The sequence below is a fragment of the Aequorivita vladivostokensis genome, from assembly GCF_000952855.1.
GTDB classification, from domain to species: domain Bacteria; phylum Bacteroidota; class Bacteroidia; order Flavobacteriales; family Flavobacteriaceae; genus Aequorivita; species Aequorivita vladivostokensis.
Genome location: NZ_JSVU01000003.1, coordinates 264937 through 284710, shown reverse-complemented (window position 1 = coordinate 284710; position 19774 = coordinate 264937). Strand labels below are relative to the sequence as shown.

The 19774-nt window shown below is 42.0% G+C and carries 22 protein-coding genes; 11 read left to right on the top strand and 11 right to left on the bottom strand.

What is annotated here, in order from left to right; genetic code table 11:
* Positions 1–12 precede the first annotated feature (12 nt).
* The 5 genes from MB09_RS06260 to MB09_RS06240 are packed head-to-tail and all read left to right on the top strand — an operon-like array spanning position 13 to position 4844.
* Complete coding sequence (locus tag MB09_RS06260) at positions 13–861, top strand: universal stress protein (protein ID WP_045080029.1); 849 nt, start codon at positions 13–15, stop codon at positions 859–861.
* Between the two features lie 11 nt (positions 862–872).
* Entirely contained in the window at positions 873–1724 is an 852-nt protein-coding gene (locus tag MB09_RS06255) for a universal stress protein (RefSeq protein WP_045080028.1), read from the top strand.
* 44 nt (positions 1725–1768) lie between these two features.
* Entirely contained in the window at positions 1769–2620 is an 852-nt protein-coding gene (locus tag MB09_RS06250) for a universal stress protein (protein ID WP_045080027.1), read from the top strand.
* Positions 2621–2628: 8 nt separating this feature from the next.
* Positions 2629–3471: an ATP cone domain-containing protein gene (locus MB09_RS06245; protein WP_045080026.1), complete on the top strand. Its 843-nt coding sequence runs from the start codon at positions 2629–2631 to the stop codon at positions 3469–3471.
* A gap of 2 nt (positions 3472–3473) precedes the next feature.
* On the top strand, positions 3474–4844 hold the full coding sequence (locus tag MB09_RS06240; RefSeq protein ID WP_045080025.1) for an MBL fold metallo-hydrolase RNA specificity domain-containing protein: 1371 nt from the start codon (positions 3474–3476) through the stop codon (positions 4842–4844).
* Positions 4845–4850: 6 nt separating this feature from the next.
* Here the strand turns inward: MB09_RS06240 and MB09_RS06235 are convergent, their stop codons facing one another.
* The 10 genes from MB09_RS06235 to MB09_RS06190 form a co-directional block, all read right to left on the bottom strand.
* Positions 4851–5972, bottom strand: coding sequence for an ABC transporter permease (locus MB09_RS06235; protein WP_045080024.1), 1122 nt, complete (start codon positions 5970–5972; stop codon positions 4851–4853).
* Complete coding sequence (locus MB09_RS06230) at positions 5972–7078, bottom strand: ABC transporter permease (protein ID WP_045080023.1); 1107 nt, start codon at positions 7076–7078, stop codon at positions 5972–5974. The genes MB09_RS06235 and MB09_RS06230 overlap by 1 nt, the downstream gene beginning before the upstream one ends.
* Before the next feature lie 48 nt (positions 7079–7126).
* On the bottom strand, positions 7127–7903 hold the full coding sequence (locus MB09_RS06225) for an ABC transporter ATP-binding protein (protein WP_084709048.1): 777 nt from the start codon (positions 7901–7903) through the stop codon (positions 7127–7129).
* Positions 7903–8805, bottom strand: a complete 903-nt coding sequence (locus MB09_RS06220) for an ABC transporter ATP-binding protein (protein WP_045080022.1) — start codon at positions 8803–8805, stop codon at positions 7903–7905. The genes MB09_RS06225 and MB09_RS06220 overlap by 1 nt, the downstream gene beginning before the upstream one ends.
* Positions 8806–9054: 249 nt before the next feature.
* Positions 9055–9399, bottom strand: a complete 345-nt coding sequence (locus MB09_RS06215; protein WP_240484812.1) for an OsmC family protein — start codon at positions 9397–9399, stop codon at positions 9055–9057.
* 16 nt (positions 9400–9415) lie between these two features.
* Positions 9416–9916 carry a hypothetical protein gene (locus tag MB09_RS06210; protein ID WP_045080021.1) on the bottom strand — a complete coding sequence of 167 codons (501 nt, stop codon included), beginning with the start codon at positions 9914–9916 and terminating at the stop codon, positions 9416–9418.
* A gap of 18 nt (positions 9917–9934) precedes the next feature.
* Positions 9935–10333 (bottom strand): VOC family protein, encoded by a 399-nt coding sequence (locus MB09_RS06205; protein ID WP_045080020.1) that lies wholly within the window; start codon positions 10331–10333, stop codon positions 9935–9937.
* Positions 10334–10368: 35 nt separating this feature from the next.
* Positions 10369–11256 (bottom strand): HlyD family secretion protein, encoded by an 888-nt coding sequence (locus MB09_RS06200; RefSeq protein WP_045080019.1) that lies wholly within the window; start codon positions 11254–11256, stop codon positions 10369–10371.
* A gap of 216 nt (positions 11257–11472) precedes the next feature.
* A complete protein-coding gene (locus MB09_RS06195) occupies positions 11473–12729 on the bottom strand; it encodes a TolC family protein (protein ID WP_045080018.1) in 1257 nt (418 codons plus the stop codon).
* Positions 12730–12731: 2 nt separating this feature from the next.
* A complete protein-coding gene (locus tag MB09_RS06190) occupies positions 12732–13346 on the bottom strand; it encodes a TetR/AcrR family transcriptional regulator (RefSeq protein ID WP_045080017.1) in 615 nt (204 codons plus the stop codon).
* Between the two features lie 234 nt (positions 13347–13580).
* Between MB09_RS06190 and MB09_RS06185 the strand changes: the two genes are divergently transcribed.
* Complete coding sequence (locus MB09_RS06185) at positions 13581–14213, top strand: putative periplasmic lipoprotein (RefSeq protein ID WP_131459843.1); 633 nt, start codon at positions 13581–13583, stop codon at positions 14211–14213.
* Between the two features lie 12 nt (positions 14214–14225).
* On the opposite strand, the gene MB09_RS06180 is transcribed toward MB09_RS06185, so the two are convergent.
* Positions 14226–15053, bottom strand: coding sequence for a universal stress protein (locus tag MB09_RS06180; protein ID WP_165586681.1), 828 nt, complete (start codon positions 15051–15053; stop codon positions 14226–14228).
* Between the two features lie 224 nt (positions 15054–15277).
* Here MB09_RS06180 and MB09_RS06175 point away from each other — a divergent pair, with 224 nt between their 5' ends.
* The 5 genes from MB09_RS06175 (at position 15278) to MB09_RS06155 (ending at position 19726) form a co-directional block, all read left to right on the top strand.
* Positions 15278–15787, top strand: coding sequence for a c-type cytochrome (locus tag MB09_RS06175; RefSeq protein ID WP_045080014.1), 510 nt, complete (start codon positions 15278–15280; stop codon positions 15785–15787).
* Between the two features lie 70 nt (positions 15788–15857).
* Positions 15858–16436 carry a fasciclin domain-containing protein gene (locus MB09_RS06170; RefSeq protein ID WP_045080013.1) on the top strand — a complete coding sequence of 193 codons (579 nt, stop codon included), beginning with the start codon at positions 15858–15860 and terminating at the stop codon, positions 16434–16436.
* A gap of 34 nt (positions 16437–16470) precedes the next feature.
* On the top strand, positions 16471–18438 hold the full coding sequence (nosZ, locus tag MB09_RS06165) for a Sec-dependent nitrous-oxide reductase (RefSeq protein ID WP_045080012.1): 1968 nt from the start codon (positions 16471–16473) through the stop codon (positions 18436–18438).
* A gap of 211 nt (positions 18439–18649) precedes the next feature.
* Complete coding sequence (locus tag MB09_RS06160; protein WP_045080011.1) at positions 18650–19261, top strand: hypothetical protein; 612 nt, start codon at positions 18650–18652, stop codon at positions 19259–19261.
* Positions 19262–19288: 27 nt separating this feature from the next.
* Positions 19289–19726: a nitrous oxide reductase accessory protein NosL gene (locus MB09_RS06155; RefSeq protein WP_045080010.1), complete on the top strand. Its 438-nt coding sequence runs from the start codon at positions 19289–19291 to the stop codon at positions 19724–19726.
* Positions 19727–19774: the final 48 nt, after the last annotated feature.

Below are 19774 nucleotides of genomic sequence, written 5' to 3'. Positions count from 1 at the left end.
TACATATTGAAAATGAAAAAAATCCTCGTTCCAACCGATTTCTCCAAAAACGCCTATGCGGCCTTGTTTTATGCCACAAAACTTTTTAGCGATGAAGCACTGCAAATAACCATTCTCCATTCTTTTGGGGAAGAAGTGGGGAAGCTAACGAGCCGTGTGGATATTGGCCGTTCAGAAAATATAATTGAAAAATTGTACCGACAATCTGATGAGGACGGCCAGCAATTGGTGCATCAAATAACACTGGATTCTTCCAAGGTTGCACACAAATTTGAAGTGATTTCCACGCCGGCAACCCTGTCAAAAACCATCAATAAATTGGTTGCCACCGAAGGAATAGACCTCGTGGTTATGGGCAGCAAGGGCCGCACGGGTGCCGAGGACGTACTTGTGGGGAGCACGACGGTTAAAATCACTAAATCGTTGGAAGGTTGCCCGTTGCTCATTGTTCCGCGCGAAGTTGATTACGTAATTCCCACAAACATTGCGTTTGCAACGGATTTTAACGATTTCTACCAACTTTCAAAACTGCGGCCCATCGTTCGGTTGGTGCGACAGTACAATTCAAATTTGCACGTGGTCCACGTAGGTGCGGAAGGCGATTTGGACGTGCTGCAACAGCAAAATCTGGAACATTATAAAAATGACCTTACGGAATATGATACCGAGTTCCATTTTATTCCGAAAAAGGAAAATATCTCAAAAACCCTTCATAACTTTATTGATGGACGAAATATGGATTTACTGGCCCTTGTGTACCACAAGCATGCTTTCCTTAAGCAACTTTTTAGGGAGCCCGTGGTAAGTAGGGTAGGGAAGCATACCCATACGCCTACTTTGGTAATTCCTATTAAGAATTAAAATTTCAGAAGATGAAAAAGCGAATATTGATTCCCACAGATTTTTCAAGAAACGCCTGGAACGCCATAAAATATGCCATGGAGCTCTATAAAAGGGAACCTACGGAATTTTTTCTGCTGCACACCTATTATCTTTCCGGGTATTCAAAAGAGAACCTTTTGAGCCCAGAGCCTACGGAAGAAGCCCTGCAAAAAGTTCGGGAAGCTTCGGAGAAAAACATGGAGAAACTAAAGGTGCAAATGGGTTTTTACGAAGAAAATGACAGCCATAGCTTTCATTATTTAAGTGAATTCGGTTCCTTTTTCGACGTAATGAAGAAAACGGTTGAAAAGCAGGATATAGAACTTGTAATTATGGGAACCCAGGGCGAAACGGACAATAAAACCGTGATTTTGGGCAGCAATGCAGTAAATGCGATGGAAAAAATCAGGAATTGCCCGGTGCTCGCCATTCCTTCAAATGTTTTGTTCAAGGACCCGAATGAAATTGTTTTCCCCACAAGTTTCAGAACGCACTATAAAGAAAGGGAACTGACCACTTTGGTAGATATTTCGCGCTGTACCAATTCCCCAATCCGTATCTTACATATTCAGAACAATAAAGGCTTGACCAGAGCACAGCAGGAAAATAAGGCGTTGCTGGAGAAAATTTTGGAAGCCGCCAGTTTTACCCACCATACGCTCTACGACGTTGACATAAATGACGGGGTGCGCTGTTTTGTACAGAGCCGACAGAGCGAGATGATTGCCATTGTGAACAAAAAGCACAATTTCTTTGGGAGTGTTTTTTCCAACCCCATGGTCAAAGAACTCGGAAAGCACGCCAATGTACCGTTGCTGGCGATGCACGATTTGAGAAATTGAGTCCTTATAAAAATTTTATGTGAATCAAAACAAAAAAGTTGGTTATGCAAAAGCAAGTTTTAATCCCTACCGATTATTCAAAAAGTGCCTTCAATGCCATTGTTTATGCGTTCGAGCTTTTTGCGGAGGAAGATTGTACGTTTCACATTTTCCATTCCTATTTTTTAGCGCGTTCGGCCAAGGGCAACGTGTTGTTTCCTGAACCCGAACCGGCTGATTATGATAGGGCGGCAAGGCTTTCGGGCGAAAGAATGGAATGGTTGAAAAAGAAGGTGGGCTTACTGGCAGACAATCCGAAACATACCGTTTATTTCGACCACAAATTTGGAACCCTTATCGAGTTGTTGGAAGAAAAGGTAATGCGCGATAAAATAGACCTTATAGTTATGGGAACCCGCGGTATAACAGACGATACGAAGGTAGCCTACGGCCGAAACTCCGTAAACGTAATGGAAAACATCAGAGGCTGTGCCGTACTTGCCGTGCCCGCCAATGTTTCCTATAAAAAGATAGGCAGCATCGTTTTCCCTACCAACTTTAAGACCCATTTTAACGAGCGGGAAATGAAAACCTTTGTGAAGATTGCGCAGCTCGGAAATTCACAAATCCAAATCCTGCACATTGGCAAGGAGAAGGACCTTTCGGAAAGGCAAAGGAACAATCGGAAGGAATTGGAAAACCATTTCAGCGAAGTAAAATATACCTACCACTGGCTTGAACATAAGGGCGTAAAGGAGGGCGTGCTGTCCTTCGCAGACCAGCAAGATAGCGGGATGATAGCTTTTGTGAACAGAAAGCATTGGTTCTTTGGCAGTGTTTTTTCAAATCCGTTGGTTAAAAGTCTCGGCGTCCACTCCAAAGTACCCATCCTAGCACTCCACGATACCAGAAACTAACCCCAATTATGAAGAACAATGCCATTGAAGTATTAAAGCATTCGGGTGAACGGGCCATATTTTCAATTGAAAAACTGAAAAATTCCCTTCGGAAAAGCGGCGCAGAGGAAGCCTTAGTCAACGAAATAGCCAATAACGTCCGCGATGAGCTTTACCAGGGTATTTCAACCAAGGAAATCTACAATCGCGCCTTTGCACTTCTGAAGAAAAAGAAAAAAGGCTATGCTTCAAAATACAAGTTGAAGAAAGCAATTTATGAGTTGGGTCCCACGGGATTTCCATTTGAGAAGTTTGTGGGCGCCATCCTATATTACAGCGGTTATGATGTAAAGACGGGCCAATTTTTGAACGGTAAGTGCGTAACCCACGAGGTAGATGTGGTAGCGCACAAAAACGGCCAATATATAGTAGCCGAATGTAAGTTCCACAGTGATGAAGGGCGAAATTGCAATGTAAAGGTGCCGCTCTATATACATTCCCGTTATGGTGATATCCTCAACAATTACGGTGACGGCAACAAGGAGGAAAAGCCAAATGAAGGCTGGGTGGTCACCAATACCCGATTCACCGAAGACGCTTTGACCTACGGCAAATGTGTGGGCCTTTACCTTTTAAGTTGGGATTTCCCGAAAGATAACGGCATCAAGGACCGCATAGACCGTTTGGGGCTTTATCCAGTAACCGTTTCTACCTTGCTCAGTCAGCGCGAAAAGCAATTTCTCCTCAGTCGCGATGTGGTGCTTTGCAAACAGTTGATAGACGACCAATTTTATCTCGACCATTTGGGAGTTTCGGAAAAGCGGAAAGCACGGATTTTGGAGGAAATAAACATTTTGTGCCAAAAGAGTTGATTATGCAAAAAGTAAAAATACATTTCCTCGGAGCTGCGGGAACCGTAACAGGTTCAAAGTTTCTAATTAAAACTTCGGAAAAGAATTTATTGATAGACTGCGGTATGTTCCAAGGTCTAAAAGAGCTGCGTGAAAAAAACTGGGAACAACTGCCAATTGATGTTTCAGAAATAGATGTAGTACTGCTCACCCACGGCCATTTGGACCATACGGGTTATTTGCCGCGATTGGTAAAGCATGGTTTCCGTGGAAAAATTATAGGGACTGCGCCAACGCTTGCAATTACAAAAATAATCCTGTTGGACAGTGCTAAAATCCACGAGGAGGAAGCCGAAAAAGCCAATGAGGAAGGATATTCAAAGCACAAACCCGCCGAACCGTTTTATAGCGTGCAGGAAGCCGAAGCGACTCTGGGATTTTTTCAAACTAACGCAAGAGATGAATGGTTTGAACTTTCGGAAAACATCAAATATCGTTTCAAGTATAACGGGCATATTATCGGAGCAACTTTTATCGAGCTGGAAATTTTTGGCAAAACTTTCGTCTTTTCCGGAGATATTGGCAGGGAGCACGATTTACTGCTTTATCCACCCGAAAAACCGGAGTGGGCGGATTATCTTTTTATGGAAAGTACCTACGGAAACAAAAATCATCCGCAGGAAAGCGTTTCAGATAAATTGGTGGAGCTCATCACCAAAACCATTCACAACCGTGGCAATTTGATAATTCCTTCTTTTGCCGTGGAACGCTTACAGACGCTTATGTTTTTGCTTTGGAAGCTGTACGATGAAAACCGTATTCCGAACATCCCCATATTTATTGATAGTCCGATGGGCAACAACGTGCTTTCGGTATTTCAAAATTTTCCGGATTGGCACAAACTGCCGATGAAAGATTTCAACGCAATGAACAATCGGATGAACATAATTACTTCCTATAAAGAAACTTGGGAAACCATTGACAATCCGCAGCCAAAAGTGGTGATCGCGGGGAGCGGAATGGTTACTGGCGGAAGGGTTTTAACCTATTTAAAGCAGCTGATTGACAAACCGAACACAACCGTTTTACTGGTAGGCTACCAAGCCGAAGGAACGCGCGGCAGAAAACTTTTGGAAGGTGCCCATGAATTGAAATTCTTTGGAAAATATTATCCGGTAAATGCCGAAATACATCACATAGAAAGCCTTTCCGCACATGCAGACCAGCAGGGTCTTTTGGATTGGGCGAGCAATATAAAGAACATACCCGAGGAAACATTCCTTATTCACGGGGAACCCACGGCCCAGGATGCCCTGCGGGTTAAATTGCGGGATAGTTATGGTTGGAAAGTAACTATTCCGAAGTTGTATGAAATAAGGGAAATTTTGGTTTAAGGCTTTTTAATTCACCTTTCTATAACTCCAAACCGCCAATACGTTCATAAGTATTGCAAAAAGCAGCGTCTTCAACAGTTGTGGCAAAATGTCGCCCAAGCCGGATCCTTTCAGCAGAACCATCCGCACGATCTCGACAAAATATTTTATAGGGTTGAATTCGGTAACGATCTGTGCCCATTTCGGCATGCTTTCTATTGGCGTAAACAAACCACTCATCAAAATAAAGATCACGACAAAAAACCAAGCGATGAACATTGCCTGTTGCTGGGTGTCTGTGAAATTTGAAATGAGCAAGCCCATTCCAAGGATCACTAAAATATATATGGAAGTGTATGCGTAGAGCAAAACAATACTTCCTTCCATTGGGATATTGAAAATTGTCTTTGCAAGTATCAAGCCTATGGTCAGCAGCCCCATTCCAATAATCCAAAACGGAAAAAGTTTACCGATAATAAACTGACTTTTGCGAATGGGCGTTACATTTATTTGCTCCAAAGTGCCTATCTCCTTTTCGCGAACGATGTTCATTCCGGAGAGAAACAGGGTTATCATCGTTACCAACAAAACCAAAATCCCCGGTACCATAAAAGTTTTATAATTCAAAGTGGTATTATACCAAAAGGAAGGGATACTCTCAATGGTGACGGGCTGTGCAATTTTTTTTGATGTATTCCTAAAATTCATTTTTACATCTTTATTAAAACTTTGCACAATTTGGTTTACATAAGCACTTTCCACACCGGCCGCCGCGCCATCGATGGCGTTTATGGTTATAGAGAGATTGGCGTTTTTTTCCTTTAACAGATTTCTTTCAAAATGGTTCGGAATTACCATTACCACATCCACTTCGCCCGAAAGCATTGCGGCACTGGCTTTTTCCTGCGAGGGAAAATCGGTCAGAACGTTGAAAAAGGTAGAGGCGTTAAATTTCTCAATCAGCGCGCGGGAGGTTGAGGTGCGGTCGTAATCTATGTACGCAAACTTGATGTTTTTCACCTCGTAGGTGGCCGCATTGGAGAGAATAACGAGCTGCAAAATCGGAAGGATAAATATGATAGGCAACATCCCTTTATTTCTAAAAATCTGCTTGAATTCCTTTTGTATTATGTAGCCGATGGTCTTCATTATTCCAGCCGTATTTTATATTTCTTTACACTCAAGCCAATAAAGAAAAGCGTCATCCCCATCAAGATCAGCGTTTCCTTCCAAATAAAGGCCATTCCCACCCCTTTTAGCATAATGCCTTTAATGATGATGATAAACCATTTAGCGGGAATGATGTTGCTGATTACCTGAAGGGCCACCGGCATGCTCGAAATGGGGAAAATAAACCCGGAAAGTAATATCACGGGCAGCATCAAGCCCATCAGCGAAATCATCATGGCCGATTGCTGCGTTTCCGCGATGGTGGAGATTAATATTCCCAAAGCAAGGGAAGTGATAATAAACAGCACACTCTCCAGGCCGAGTAAAATCAAACTGCCCTGCAATGGCATCTTAAAGATGAAAATGCTCAAAAGCACGATGACCGCTGCATTTATAACCGATAGGAAAATGTACGGCACCACTTTCCCGATAATAACCTGAAAAGGTTTTAAGGGTGAAACCAAAAGAATCTCCATGGTGCCCAATTCCTTTTCACGGGTGATGGAGATGGAGGTCATCATAGCCGAAACCAACATCAAAATAATTGTCATCACGCCGGGGACGAACATAAACACACTTTTGAGTTCCGGGTTGTAAACCATCCGTGTCTGCGGAATTATCTGATACTCCACAACTATCGCCCCATTTTTTTCCTGCTGATAATTTTGAAGTATCGCATTGATGTAATTGGTGATGGAATTGGCCGTATTAGGGTCGGTGGCGTCAGTTATTATTTGAATGGTAGCTTTCTGTTCTTTGATTAAATTTTTACTGAAATTTTTTTCAAAATTCAATACCGCTTTTATTTTTCCTTTTTTGAAAGCGGTCTCTATATCGGCTTCCCGGGTCAGGATCTGTTTTACGGTGAAATATTTTGAAGCTGAAATCTTATTGATGATCTCTTCGGTTGAAGCATCTTTTGAATGGTCCAAAATGGCGATATCCACATTGTTTATTTCATTGGTAATGGCGAAGCCAAAAAGCAAAATCTGCGCAATGGGCATCCCGAAAAGTATAAACAACGACCGCCTATCCCGAAAGATGTGGTAAAATTCCTTTTTTATAAAACCTATAAATCGTTTCATTTTCCCCTCTAACTCCCCAAAGGGGAGAACTTATTTCGTTGTTAATTTTTAATTGCAATCGGCATTTTCTCCCTTCCCTTTGGGAAGGGTCGGGGATGGGATTCTCGCTAATTTCAAAAACACATCGTTCATCGAATCAACTTTAAATTGTTCCTTTAGTTTCTTCGGCGTGTCCAGGGCTTCAATTTTTCCTTCCACCATTATTGAAACGCGGTCGCAGTATTCGGCCTCGTCCATGTAATGCGTGGTTACGAAAATGGTCGTGCCTTGGTCGGCGGCTTTATAGATCATTTCCCAAAACTGTCTTCGGGTAATGGGGTCCACACCGCCCGTGGGCTCATCCAAAAAAACAATCTTGGGGTCGTGCAAAAGCGAAACCGAAAACGACAGCTTTTGTTTCCAACCCAAGGGTAGGGAGCCCACCAATTTGTTGCTGATGTTTTCCAAGCCCAATTCCGAAATCAAATGCTCCCTTTTCTCCCTTATTTTTTTTCTCGGCAACCCATAGATGCCTCCAAAGAATGTGATGTTTTCCTTTACGGTTAAATCGTCGTAAAGAGCAAATTTCTGGCTCATGTAGCCAATGTTCTTCTTGATGGATTCCGGCTGGGAATACACATCAAAACCCGCAACAGTAGCTTCACCCGAGCAAGGCTTTGAGATTCCTATAAGCATTTTCATAGCCGTGGTTTTTCCTGCGCCGTTCGCTCCCAAAAACCCAAAGATTTCACCTTTTTTGACTTCAAAACTGATTGTGTTTACAGCTGTGAAATCACCAAATGTTTTGGTTAATTGATTGACTTCTATTACATTTTCTTCTTTCATTACCGCGCTAACTCCATAAAGGCATCCTCTATATTTGCTTTGGTAGATTCTATGTGAATAGCTGTTAGGCCTTCTTTTTCCAGATAGGATTGCAAATCGGCCATTTCAAATGAATCCCTCTTGTCGGTGTAGTGTACAAATTCGCCAAACGGAAAGACGCTATATACGTGCTCGTATTGTTGCAGCGACTGTATCAATTTGTACATATTATCTGCGCCAACATTGTAAATGGTTTTTGGGAATTGGCTTACAATGGCTTCGGGGGTGTCGATTTCCAAAATCTCGCCGTCCTGTATCAAGGCAATTCTATCGCATAATGCCGCTTCGTCCATATATGGGGTTGAAACCAATATGGTAATTCCCTTTTTTTGCAAGCGTTTCAACATTTCCCAAAATTCCTTTCGCGAAACCGGGTCAACGCCGGTCGTGGGTTCGTCCAAAAAAAGCACCGTCGGTTTGTGGATCAAGGCGCAGGAAAGGGCGAGTTTTTGCTTCATCCCGCCGGAGAGTTTTCCTGCGCGCCTATCTTTAAATGGTTCTATTTGAACGTAAATATCCTCGATTAGATCGTAGTTCTCCTCAATCGTCGTCCCGAAAATAGTGGCGAAAAACGTCAGGTTTTCCTCCACCGTCAAATCTTGGTACAATGAAAAGCGCCCGGGCATATAGCCTACGGCCTTGCGAATAGCCTTAAAATCTTTTACAACATCAAATCCAGCAACTGTGGCAGTACCTTTATCGGGAATCAACAGCGTGGTCAAAATCCTGAAAATGGTGGTTTTCCCGGCGCCATCGGGCCCGATTAGGCCAAAGAGTTCGCCGGGATTCACATCAAACGAAATGTCCTGAACCGCTTTTACCTTTTTATAGGATTTGCTGATATTGCTGAGGGAAATACCCATTTTTTTGTGTTATTTAGTTATTAGGTTATTGAGTTACTGAGTTACTGAGTAACTGAGTAACTGAGTAACTGAGTTAATGGGTTATTTTGAATATTCACTAACTTAGTAAACTAATAACTCAGTAACTTTTCCCTCTTAACCTTCAAATTTGATGGTCACTTCCATCGTAACCTTCGACTTTATTGAATTTGAAATCAAACAGGCTGCCTCCGATTTTTGGAGGATACGCTCCGCGCGTTCGCGGTCCTTTTACTCTTTAATGGTTACGGTGGGTTCAAGAATTACTTCCGTCATTAAATACTTGCCGTCTACGCGTTCCAAGATACCTTTCGATTTGCAACTAAAGCCCGAAAATTCGAGTTTTGAGTTTTCGGCAATTGCCAAGAAAGTGGTCATCAAGCAACTGCTTACAGAGGCCGTATAAAGATGTTCGGGCGACCAGATATTGGGCATTCCCTTTGGGAATTCGGGTGGAGTGGCCACCTCGATGCAATTGTCCGGGTGCGAATTGCCCTCGGCCAATTCGGGCGAGCACATCATTCCTTTCCGGTCCTCGCGCCAGGTAATATCTACGTTATAATGATGTTTTTCCATTGTTTATAAATTTTATTTATTGAAAATAATTGTAATAACCTTCCAGGTTTTCTTTGATGCTTGCTGTAACTTCAGCCCCTTCATCTGTGCTTGAAACCTTTCCTAAAGCCTCAATTTTTTCGATAAGTGGATGCAGAAAAACGTGCAGGTTGTCGTGCGACGGACCTTCCATGGTACATTTTTTTACCACATAATTTTTATCCTCGTTCAGTTTTGACGCAAGTGTATGGTAATCTTCCACGGTTTTTGGATCGCTGGTTTTAACCAAATTGAGCATTTTGTCCACCCCTTCAGTTGTTTCCAGATTGGCTTCCCATTTGTTGCCATTGTCCAATTTTATTTCGTTAACCCAAGAATTGTGCATGGTGTGGGTTTCGGCAGCCATTTCTTCCATTTCATGTTCGTGGACTCCTTCAGTGGTTTCAACGGTGTCAGTACTTTCGTGCTTGTGTTTTGTTTCGTTACAGCTTACTAATAAAGCTGAAAGAATTGCTAATGATAAGATTGTTTTTTTCATAATGTAAATGTTTAGTGTTTATAGTTTAGAATTTATTGTTGTTTTGGCGAAAGCAATTATATGACCATCCAAATCGGCTAAATATCCTACGGTGTCGCCCCAATCGCGCGCCTGCAGGCCACTGATGTTTTTTCCGCCCAATTGGATGGCCCGTTGTATATATTCAGCGGGGTTTTTAACCTTTAAATACAATTCGCACCGCGGGATGCCGTTGGCGGTTTTGGGATGCGGCATTGCCGGGCAAATAATATTCGAAATACCGCTCTCCGGCATCAACCCCAGTTTCACGGTTTCCGAGAGGTTGAATTCCGTCATCCCCGGCACGTTCAAACTCGGACTTGTTTTGAGGAGTCCTTCGTAAAATTCCGCGCTCCGGGCCTGATCAGCGACATAAAGAATAAATTCAATTGTTTCCATAATTTTACATTTTACTACCGACTACCGACTACCGACTACCGACTATTAATCCACATCTCTGCCGGCATGCCGATTTTTAGACTACCGTCGTTTTTTACCGTTACCTTTACCGCATAAACCAAATTTACTCGTTCCTCTTTGGTTTGGATTATTTTGGGGGTGAACTCTGCCGAAGCCGAAATCCAACTTATGGTTCCTTGGTAATCTTTCATTTCTTCACCGGAATCAATTTTTACGGTTACTTCTTGTCCAATTTTAATGTTTGGGAGCTGCGTTTCGCTTACGTAAACACGCAGGGTCATTTCTTCCAAATCGGCGATTTTGTACAGTGGTTTTCCAAAGGAGACCATCTCTCCCGGCTCGGCATATTTGGTCAGGACCGTGCCCTTTATCGGGTTTGTGATTTTGCTTTTGGCAATCTGCTCTTCAATTTGCGCCACTTTGGCGTCTATTGATTTCACCTCGTTTACGATGGGCGCATTTTGGGTCTCCACGTTTTTTATCTGTTTTTTCAATACGTCCACCTGGCTGTTGGCCTGGTCCAATTGGCGCTGGGTGGCAGCGTTTTCGGCAAACATATTTTGGATGCGTTCCTGCTCGGTTTTTGCGGTCTGCAATTGCTCGTTCAAAACGCTTACTTGCGACCAAACGCCTCCCGATTTTGATGCCACCGTTTCTTTTTGGGCAAGCAGTTGTTGCTTGTTCAAATAAAGTTGAAGGGTATCAACAAGGCCTACCGCGGTTCCTTTTTCGAGAACCTGTCCTTCCTCCACGTTCAGATATTCCAGTTTTCCGTTTGCTTCGGAAGAGATTGTGATTTCAGTTGCTTCAAAATTGCCGTAGCCATCGGCTTTTTCACCGTTGGAGCAGGAGAGAAGCGTTCCTAAAAGGAATGTTGATAGTAGAAAATATTGCTTTTTCATTGTGTTTTATTTTTACCACGAACCTGCCTGTACTTCGACTACGCTCAGTAACCTCCGGGCAGGCAGGTTCACGAATATTTTTTTGTGTTTCGCATCAATCTATTTATTGTAATTTAACCTATCCGCAGGTTTATAAAATGATTTCATTTTCTTAGGAAGTCCTGTTTCCCTTCAGTCCTGTTTCCATAGAATATTCGTGAATTCGTGGTCATCTTATTATCCCCCTTTAATTACTTTATAATTTGCCTTCGCCAGCGCCAGTTGTAACTCGTGCAATTGTTGGTCAATTTTTGCTTCATAAAGATTGTTCAATTCTGTAATGTATTCTGAAGAAGTGATGGCGCCATTTTGTAATTGCGAAGTGGTGGCCTCCAATACTTTTTCGCGCAGCCCAATAATTTCGGAGTCTTTCAGCAGCATGGCCGCGTATTTATCGATATCGTTCTCAGCCTCTTTCTGCTGCATTTCGTTGTTCAGCAAAAAGGTTTCTTTTTCAGTGAAAACTATTTCCTTTGAAATATCGACGGCTTTTTTTTGTTCCTTGGTTTTTCCCCAATCAAAAATGTTCCAGTTCAGTTTCAACCCGATCATATAAAAATCCTGAAAGGAATTGTCCAACATATTCAGTCCCGGATTGCCGTAGCCAGCCTGTGCAAACCCCAACAATTTTGGGAAGTTGCTTTTAGAAATAACTTCTTTTGAAGTTTCCAGTTGCTTTTCCTGCAGATTGAAAAGCTCCAGTTCGGGTCGCTGCGACTCCATTTCGGGGGCAATGAAAATAGAGGGCTTGGCCAAAGTGGTGTTGCTGTCCAAATCCTGAAAGACCAATAACGATAGGTTTTTCAAGGCTTTTTGTTTATCGAAATTAATCTGCGAAAGTTGTTGCTCTAACTTGAGCTGTTCCGCTTTCAACAGTTGTTCGGAAGCGGGAAGGACCGCGCCGTATTTCACGCCGGCGCTTACTTCCTTTAACCGTGCATCAAGCTGTTCCATCTTTGAAAGGAGCAATTTTTCCTGTTCCTGAAAGAGCAAAACGCTGAAATAATTTTGGTTGATACGCGACTTTAAGGTATAAAGATTTACAACGACCTGCTGTTGCTGTGCCGCAAGTTCTGCGGTTTTTAATTTTGTGTTTGCCGCGATATTTCCGCCGTTATAAATTAATTGGTTGGCGTCCAGCGTGGCGCGATATTGGTCTTTGTTTGGAGGCTCAACGGTTGAATTTGGAATTTGAAAGGGAAATTCAATCACATCAGATTGATAGGTTGCCTGCGCGTTAAAATCCAATTTGGGAAGTTTTCCTTTCTCCAAGATTGCAATTTCAGACTGTGTTTTTTCTTCCAATAAAGCGGTTTGCCTGGCCAGAGGATAATTTTTTCTGGCAAGGGCGTAGCATTCCTCCAAAGTCAATACTTGCTGGGCCGAAACAAGTAGCGGGCCGAAACTGAGAAGTATGAACAAAAGCCTTTTCATTTTTACTTTTTTATTGAATTGATAATAAACCCAGCAACCTCGGTCTTGCGCCGTTCCATCAACTGTTTAAAGCCCTTGTCGTCAATTTTTAAAAACCCTTTTATTAAAGGAGTTGCCACGAAAGGAAAGATATTCAGGGAAATAATATTGATAAAAAGTTGCTCGCCATCGATGGGTTTCAGGATGCCTTTTTCAACTTCTTCATCAACCTGACTTTTGAATTTTTCAAGTGTAGGAAAGGCTGCACTTTTTTGGATTTTTTCAAAAAACTTGGGGTTGCGGTTCAGTTCCTGGATGATGAAATTGGGCAGGTAGGGATGCTTCGAAATAAACGAAATATAGTTGCTTGTGAAGTTTTTTACCTTCTCTTCAATCGAGGAATCATCGTTCAGAATTTTGTTGAGCTGTGGTGCCAAAAGGGAAAAGGCATTGCTGAAAACCGCTTCAAAAAGCAATTGTTTGCTTCGGTAATAATAGTGCAGCATTGCTTTATTGATGCCTGCCGCATCAGCAATTTCCTGCATACGGGCGCCGTCCATTCCCTTTTTCTGAAAAACGTTTTTGGCGGCATTTAAGATTTGCCCTTCGGTGTCCTGATTTTTATTTGTCTTTGCCATATTTCAACTTTATGGTTTAACCATTTGGTTAACAAAGATAGAAAATTTATCTTTATACCCATCTTTTTAGTTGGAATTCATAAATCCTTCCTCGAAAGAGTGACATTTATCATATTTGGCAGGATGGAATTGGGTAGTTTTATTTCATCTTTTAAAAACTGACGGAATTTGAAAAGTAGAAATGTATCTTTACATACGGTTTGCTTAAGTGCTAGCCTCGATTAATTAATATATATGACAAGACTATTTGCCTTTTTGGTTATCATCTTTTTATTTGCCAATTGCTCCAGTAGCCGTTTGGTGGATGAATATATTAATGCGGAAACTCCCAATTTTCAGGCAAACAAGGTTTTGGTTGTGGGATTGACCCCACATGGCGGGCTGCAGCGCCAGTTTGAGTACAGCTTGCAACAAGCGCTTGAGGCCGAAGATGTTATTGCCATAAAGAGTGTGGATTATTTTGAGGAACCTGTGCATGAAATTAACCAGTCTGAGGAAAACTTGGCCAATCTAGAGAAACAGCTTATAGATGCAGGCTTCGATGCGGTGCTTTTTTCAAAGGTTACGGGGCAGGAGAGCAAGGTTACTATGGCGCAATCGTACCGAAATATTGCAAGATCTTTTGAATCTTTCAGCGATTACTACAGCGAGAACAAACCGGTGTCGGCCAGCGAGCAACTAGAAGAATATCCTGTTTATAATACCGAAACTTCGTTGTATTGCCTTTGTCCGGGGAAAGAGCGCGATTTAATTTGGCGCGGAAAAATTGACATAGTTGATCCTCCAGCAGCCACTGCCTCCATTCGCGATTATGTTCGGACGTTGATACAAGCATTAAAAAGAAACAACCTTTTGATTATAAAATAGCCCAGAGGTTTTTTAATGATGAAGTACTAGTAGCGGAATGGGCGACCCATAACTGATTTTTGAGGTTTCGGAACCAAAGATAAACCGATCCAAAAAACTTTTGCGTTCCACGATCATAGCGTGCAGCTGCACTGGAATTAACTGTTCAAAGGCGTTGATGGCCACTGAGGCCGGAATATTCTTAATGCTATATTGTTCTAAGTTTAACCCTTTAAATGAGCGCTCTGGTTGGTTCGTTTGGGCGGCAAGTTGAATATCCTCCTCTTCAATTTCAAGGATTTTAAGTGAAGCTCCATTCTTTTTGACTATTTCCGTAATTAAAGAAACCGATTCTTTTGAAACTTCATTTTGATAATTTAATGACAGCAGGACAGCTTCAATATTTTCAAAAGTATAGTCTTCGGGAACTATAAGAACGGGACAATCTACGTTCCGGATAACTTTTAGCGTATTGCTTCCAAAGAGAACCTCTGCGGCGCCGGTAGCGCCGTTAGACCCCATGACAATTAATTCAATATTATTTAGCGCCACTGCCTGATTGATGGCATCCACAATATTGTCAAAATCCAGTTTTGGAATAAAAGTGAAATTTTCCTTTTCGGAATTTGATTCACAGAACTGAACCATATTTTCCAGCGCCTTTTTATTGTCGTTTAAAATACCTTCATAAATAGAAGTGCCCGGAGCGCCATAAAGCACATCGGCGGTTATATAACCGGTGGGTTTTTGAGAATTGAGAATGTGAAAGGTACAATTTTCACCTTCAAAAAATTTCAAGGCATACTGAATGGCATTTTTGGAATTACCAGAAAAATCCGTCGGTAGGAGTATATTTTTCATCTTATTGAATTTCATCAAAACTACTTATTATGAATTGAGAGTAAAATGATTTTCCTCATAATCTAAGGAATTAAAAGCGCGCATCTTTGTGCTCGGAAAGCGTTTATTTGACAAGCTATTTCAATTGAAAAAATAAGAGATAAAAACATCTCGTTTATGATAAAAGTCATATTCTATCTGTCATCTGAATGGTAATTTTGTCCCATAAATTAATTCAAACAACTATGAAAATTATAATGAAATCACTAGCCGCAATTGCAATCGTAACCTTGATAAGCTGTGGCGGAAAAGAAGAAAAGAAAAGCAATGATATCCAAATTGGACAGAAACCAGCGGCAACCGAAGCTTCTACTGAAACTACCAATGCCGCATCTGATGTAAAACCATCAGAAACGGTGGATCTTACCAACAAGGGAATTGGGCCTATTAAGAATTTAGAACTTCCCGCTGAAATTGATCAAGCGATGGCAGCAAAGGGAATGGAGGTTTACAAGACAAAATGTATGGCCTGCCATAAACCGGACAAAAAATTCATTGGTCCTGCCCCAACAGGCATTTTGGAAAGACGTACCCCAGAGTGGATTATGAACATGATCCTAAATCCTGAGGAAATGACCAAAAATGACCCACTGGCAAAAGCACTTTTGATAGAATTCAACGGATCCCCAATGGCCAACCAAAATTTGACGGAGGAAGAGGCAAGACAAGTATTGGAATATTTTAGAACTCTTTAATATATATACTTAAACAACCGACCCCCTTGCAGGGCTTACGGTCCTGCAAGGGTTAAAAACCAAGATCAAAATGAAAACAACAATTAAACTGCTATTTGTTTCAGCTGCAATGCTCGTGTTTTCAGCTTGCAAAAACGAAACTAAAACCGAAGGGGATGCAACCGTTGTAGAAAATTCCGCAACTGCCAATTCCACTTCTGAACGACAAGGTCAGGCCTTTATAGAAGATGATGAATCTACGCCCAATATTCTTCAGATAGCCATTGACTCTCCAGACCACACCACACTTGTGGCAGCGGTACAGGCAGCCAACTTGGAAAATGCTTTGGTAAACGCAGGTCCGTTAATGGTCTTTGCACCTACAAATGCTGCTTTTGAGGCACTTCCTGCGGGAACTGTTGAGAATTTGCTTAAGCCTGAAAATAAGGATCAACTTGCCGCTATCTTGAAAAATCACGTTACGCCAGGCAACTACTCCAAAGACTTTTTGAAAAAGTTTAAAAAATTGGGGCAAGCTGGAGGTCAGGACGTAACCGTGGAGACAAAAGGAGATGACGTATATGTGGGAGGCGCTAAGATTATAGCGAGCGTGCCCGCCGGTAACGGAATTATACACGTAGTTGATAAGGTAATCTTGCCTGCAAACTAAACAATCGAAAAACTTAAATTAAAACAATAGAAAAATGAAAAAAGCAATTAATATTTTAGTTTCCCTTGTTATGGTTGCCGGTTTGGTGAGCTGTAATAATGGTGAAAACAAAAAAGGCAGTAAGGGGCAAGGCGGTCTGGCCACCAATGCCGCTGAAAAAGTTTACGTAGCCCCGGGCGAGCACGATGAGTACTACGCGTTCTTCTCTGGAGGGTATAGCGGTAACTTAACGGTTTATGGACTTCCTTCTGGACGTATGTTCAAGGAGATTCCGGTATTCTCGCAATTCCCAACCAGTGGTTACGGATATTCTGAGGAAACAAAGCCTATGTTTAATACATCATTCGGGTTTGTGCCTTGGGACGATTCCCACCACCCCGATATTTCACAGACTGGTGGTAAACTGGACGGCCGATGGATTTTTATCAACGGTAACAATACTCCACGTATCGCCCGTATTGATTTGGAAACTTTTGAAACCGTAGAAATTATTGAGTTGCCAAACAGTGCAGGTAACCACAGTTCTTCCTTCATTACTGAAAATACAGAATACGTTGTAGCCGGAACCCGTTTCTCAGTGCCGGTACCACAACGCGATATGCCGATTAAAGATTACAAAGGAAACTTTAAGGGAGCGCTATCTTTCATTAGCGTTGATCAGGAAACTGGCCGTATGGGTATTAAGTTCCAATTGATGATGCCCGGTTTTAACTATGACCTTTCGCACCCTGGACGTGATAAATCCCACGGTTGGTTCTTCTTTACTACCTATAACACTGAAGAAGCGAATACATTGATGGAGGTAAATTCATCACAAAATGATAAAGATTTCATTGCCGCCGTAAACTGGAAGGTAATTGAAGACTATGTGAATAACGGAGGAGGAACTAAAATGCCTGCCAACTACGCTCACAACGTTTACGATCACGACACACACTTGGCCACAAGCACTTTGGAAAAAGAGGTGTTGACCGTAGATCCTACCAAGGTTCCCGGTGCGGTATTCTTTTTGCCAACACCAAAATCTCCACACGGTTGCGACGTAGATCCAACAGGAGAATATATAATTGGTAACGGTAAACTTTCTGCCGACCTTACAGTACACTCTTTCACCAAAATGCTTGATGCTATCGAAAACAAGAAATTTGACGGCGAAGCTTACGGCATTCCAATCTTGAAATTTGAGGACGTACTTGCAGGTACCGTGAAGCAGCCAGGCTTAGGCCCATTGCACACTGAGTTTGACGGCAAAGGAAATGCTTATACCACTTTCTTTATCTCTTCTGAAGTTGTAAAATGGAAACTCGGAACTTGGGAGGTATTGGACCGCCAGCCAGTTTTCTACTCCGTAGGTCACGGGATGATCCCCGGTGGAAACTCGCGGGAGCCATTTGGAAAGTATTTTGTTGCAATGAACAAGATTACAAAAGACCGTTACTTGCCTACAGGACCAGAATTAGAGCACTCCGCACAGTTGTTTGATATTTCAGGCGACAAAATGGAACTGTTGCTGGATTTCCCAACGCACGGAGAGCCACACTACGCTGCCGGTATTCCAGCAGACATCCTGAAGAAAAACTCTAAACAGTTTTACAAATTGGCAGACAATAAAAACCCATACGCCACACTTTCTGAAGCTGATGCTCGTGTAGAGCGCAAGGGCAACGAGGTTCACGTTTATATGACTACCATCCGTAGCCACTTTACCCCAGACAACATTGAGGGCGTAAAAGTAGGGGACAAGGTATTCTTCCACATAACAAACCACGAACAGGATTTTGATGTACCTCACGGGTTTGCAATGATAGGCGCAAATAACGCTGAATTGTTGATAATGCCTGGACAGACCAAAACCTTGGTTTGGGAACCAAAACAGGTGGGAGTATGGCCGTTCTATTGTACAGATTTCTGTTCTGCACTTCACCAGGAAATGCAAGGATATGTTCGCGTAAGCCCGGCAAATTCCAATATGGAACTGAGTTGGTCCTTAGGTGAAGATTAATTAAGAAGTTTTTAGTTGTGGAAATACTAGATTAGTGATTGATAGTATTTTCAAAGGAAAGACGGGGGTTGTTGATTTCCCCCGTCTTTTAAAAAAAATTGACGAAGCAGTCTTACTTCCATTCAATATAAAATCAGCATCGCACTATCTGCACAAATGCTTAAACCGAAAAACCAACCGCACGGACGTTTAAGATTTAAAATTCAAAAAAATGAAAAAAGCAGGAATAATAATGATAATTGGCTCCTTGCTGCTATTGGGTCTCTTTAAATTTCCATTGTGGAATATTATGCTGGGCGCCCCCCAATATCCCGAACCGCTGGGAATGGATATTTATATTGAAGGAATAGAAGGTGTAAAGGAATTTGACATTCAGAACATTGATGGCCTAAACCATTATATCGGAATGAAGACCATCCCAAAAGCAGAGGATATGTGGGAATTTGAAGTCTTTCCTATCGTAATAGGCGCGATGGTCGCTCTGGGTGTAATTATAGGAATACTGGGTTTCTTCGGAAAAATCAGTTATAAATGGTTCCTTGGCTGGTTCGTTTTAATGTCTGTATTGGGCATTTTAGGAATGTACGATTTTAACCAATGGCTTTTGGAATACGGAACCGATCTAGATCCAAAAGCAATCATGAAACTTTTGAATCCCGATGGCACACCAATGACCTACAAACCACCCTTATTAGGGTATCAAAAAATGCTGAATTTTGATGTGGATTCGTGGCCAGGAACAGGTGCCTATATGATCTTTGCGGGAATGATGCTTACCGTAGTAGCCTTTTTTGTTGGAAAAAAGGAATATAAAAAAGCTTAAAAAATTCAGCACTAAAACAATAGTATTATGAAATATTTCATTTTCTTGGGTATAATCTTTTCTTCAATCTTGGTTTCGTGCAATATAAGCCCGCAACAGATAGAGTACGGAACAGATGCCTGCCATTACTGTAATATGACAATCGTGGATAGGCAACATTCCGCTCAGTTGGTAACCACAAAAGGCAAGGCCTATAAATATGACGCCATAGAGTGTATGGTCCATTCCTTACAGGATGAGATGAAAGACACCGAAATGGCACTGTATCTGGTTGCAGATTTCAACCAACCCGGACAATTGATGGACGCCACAATGGCTTCCTACCTTGTGAGCGATCAGATTGCGAGCCCGATGGGTGCGAACCTTTCGGCTTTTGAAAATGAAAATTCTGGACAAAAAGCACAGGAAAAATTCACGGGAGAACTTTTCTCTTGGGAAGAAATCCAAATTCACTTAAAGCAATAACAATTAGTAAAGTTAGGATGTCAGCGAGTTTCTTCAAAACTTGATTCC

What these genes read in the sequence shown, in the direction of transcription:
- MB09_RS06260 (WP_045080029.1), top strand. Translation starts at nt 13, where the DNA reads ATGAAAAAAATCCTCGTTCCAACCGATTTCTCCAAAAACGCCTATGCG.
- MB09_RS06255 (WP_045080028.1), top strand. Translation starts at nt 873, where the DNA reads ATGAAAAAGCGAATATTGATTCCCACAGATTTTTCAAGAAACGCCTGG.
- MB09_RS06250 (WP_045080027.1), top strand. Translation starts at nt 1,769, where the DNA reads ATGCAAAAGCAAGTTTTAATCCCTACCGATTATTCAAAAAGTGCCTTC.
- MB09_RS06245 (WP_045080026.1), top strand. Translation starts at nt 2,629, where the DNA reads ATGAAGAACAATGCCATTGAAGTATTAAAGCATTCGGGTGAACGGGCC.
- MB09_RS06240 (WP_045080025.1), top strand. Translation starts at nt 3,474, where the DNA reads ATGCAAAAAGTAAAAATACATTTCCTCGGAGCTGCGGGAACCGTAACA.
- MB09_RS06235 (WP_045080024.1), bottom strand. Translation starts at nt 5,972, where the DNA reads ATGAAGACCATCGGCTACATAATACAAAAGGAATTCAAGCAGATTTTT.
- MB09_RS06230 (WP_045080023.1), bottom strand. Translation starts at nt 7,078, where the DNA reads ATGAAACGATTTATAGGTTTTATAAAAAAGGAATTTTACCACATCTTT.
- MB09_RS06225 (WP_084709048.1), bottom strand. Translation starts at nt 7,903, where the DNA reads ATGAAAGAAGAAAATGTAATAGAAGTCAATCAATTAACCAAAACATTT.
- MB09_RS06220 (WP_045080022.1), bottom strand. Translation starts at nt 8,805, where the DNA reads ATGGGTATTTCCCTCAGCAATATCAGCAAATCCTATAAAAAGGTAAAA.
- MB09_RS06215 (WP_240484812.1), bottom strand. Translation starts at nt 9,399, where the DNA reads ATGGAAAAACATCATTATAACGTAGATATTACCTGGCGCGAGGACCGG.
- MB09_RS06210 (WP_045080021.1), bottom strand. Translation starts at nt 9,916, where the DNA reads ATGAAAAAAACAATCTTATCATTAGCAATTCTTTCAGCTTTATTAGTA.
- MB09_RS06205 (WP_045080020.1), bottom strand. Translation starts at nt 10,333, where the DNA reads ATGGAAACAATTGAATTTATTCTTTATGTCGCTGATCAGGCCCGGAGC.
- MB09_RS06200 (WP_045080019.1), bottom strand. Translation starts at nt 11,256, where the DNA reads ATGAAAAAGCAATATTTTCTACTATCAACATTCCTTTTAGGAACGCTT.
- MB09_RS06195 (WP_045080018.1), bottom strand. Translation starts at nt 12,729, where the DNA reads ATGAAAAGGCTTTTGTTCATACTTCTCAGTTTCGGCCCGCTACTTGTT.
- MB09_RS06190 (WP_045080017.1), bottom strand. Translation starts at nt 13,346, where the DNA reads ATGGCAAAGACAAATAAAAATCAGGACACCGAAGGGCAAATCTTAAAT.
- MB09_RS06185 (WP_131459843.1), top strand. Translation starts at nt 13,581, where the DNA reads ATGACAAGACTATTTGCCTTTTTGGTTATCATCTTTTTATTTGCCAAT.
- MB09_RS06180 (WP_165586681.1), bottom strand. Translation starts at nt 15,053, where the DNA reads ATGAAAAATATACTCCTACCGACGGATTTTTCTGGTAATTCCAAAAAT.
- MB09_RS06175 (WP_045080014.1), top strand. Translation starts at nt 15,278, where the DNA reads ATGAAAATTATAATGAAATCACTAGCCGCAATTGCAATCGTAACCTTG.
- MB09_RS06170 (WP_045080013.1), top strand. Translation starts at nt 15,858, where the DNA reads ATGAAAACAACAATTAAACTGCTATTTGTTTCAGCTGCAATGCTCGTG.
- nosZ (WP_045080012.1), top strand. Translation starts at nt 16,471, where the DNA reads ATGAAAAAAGCAATTAATATTTTAGTTTCCCTTGTTATGGTTGCCGGT.
- MB09_RS06160 (WP_045080011.1), top strand. Translation starts at nt 18,650, where the DNA reads ATGAAAAAAGCAGGAATAATAATGATAATTGGCTCCTTGCTGCTATTG.
- MB09_RS06155 (WP_045080010.1), top strand. Translation starts at nt 19,289, where the DNA reads ATGAAATATTTCATTTTCTTGGGTATAATCTTTTCTTCAATCTTGGTT.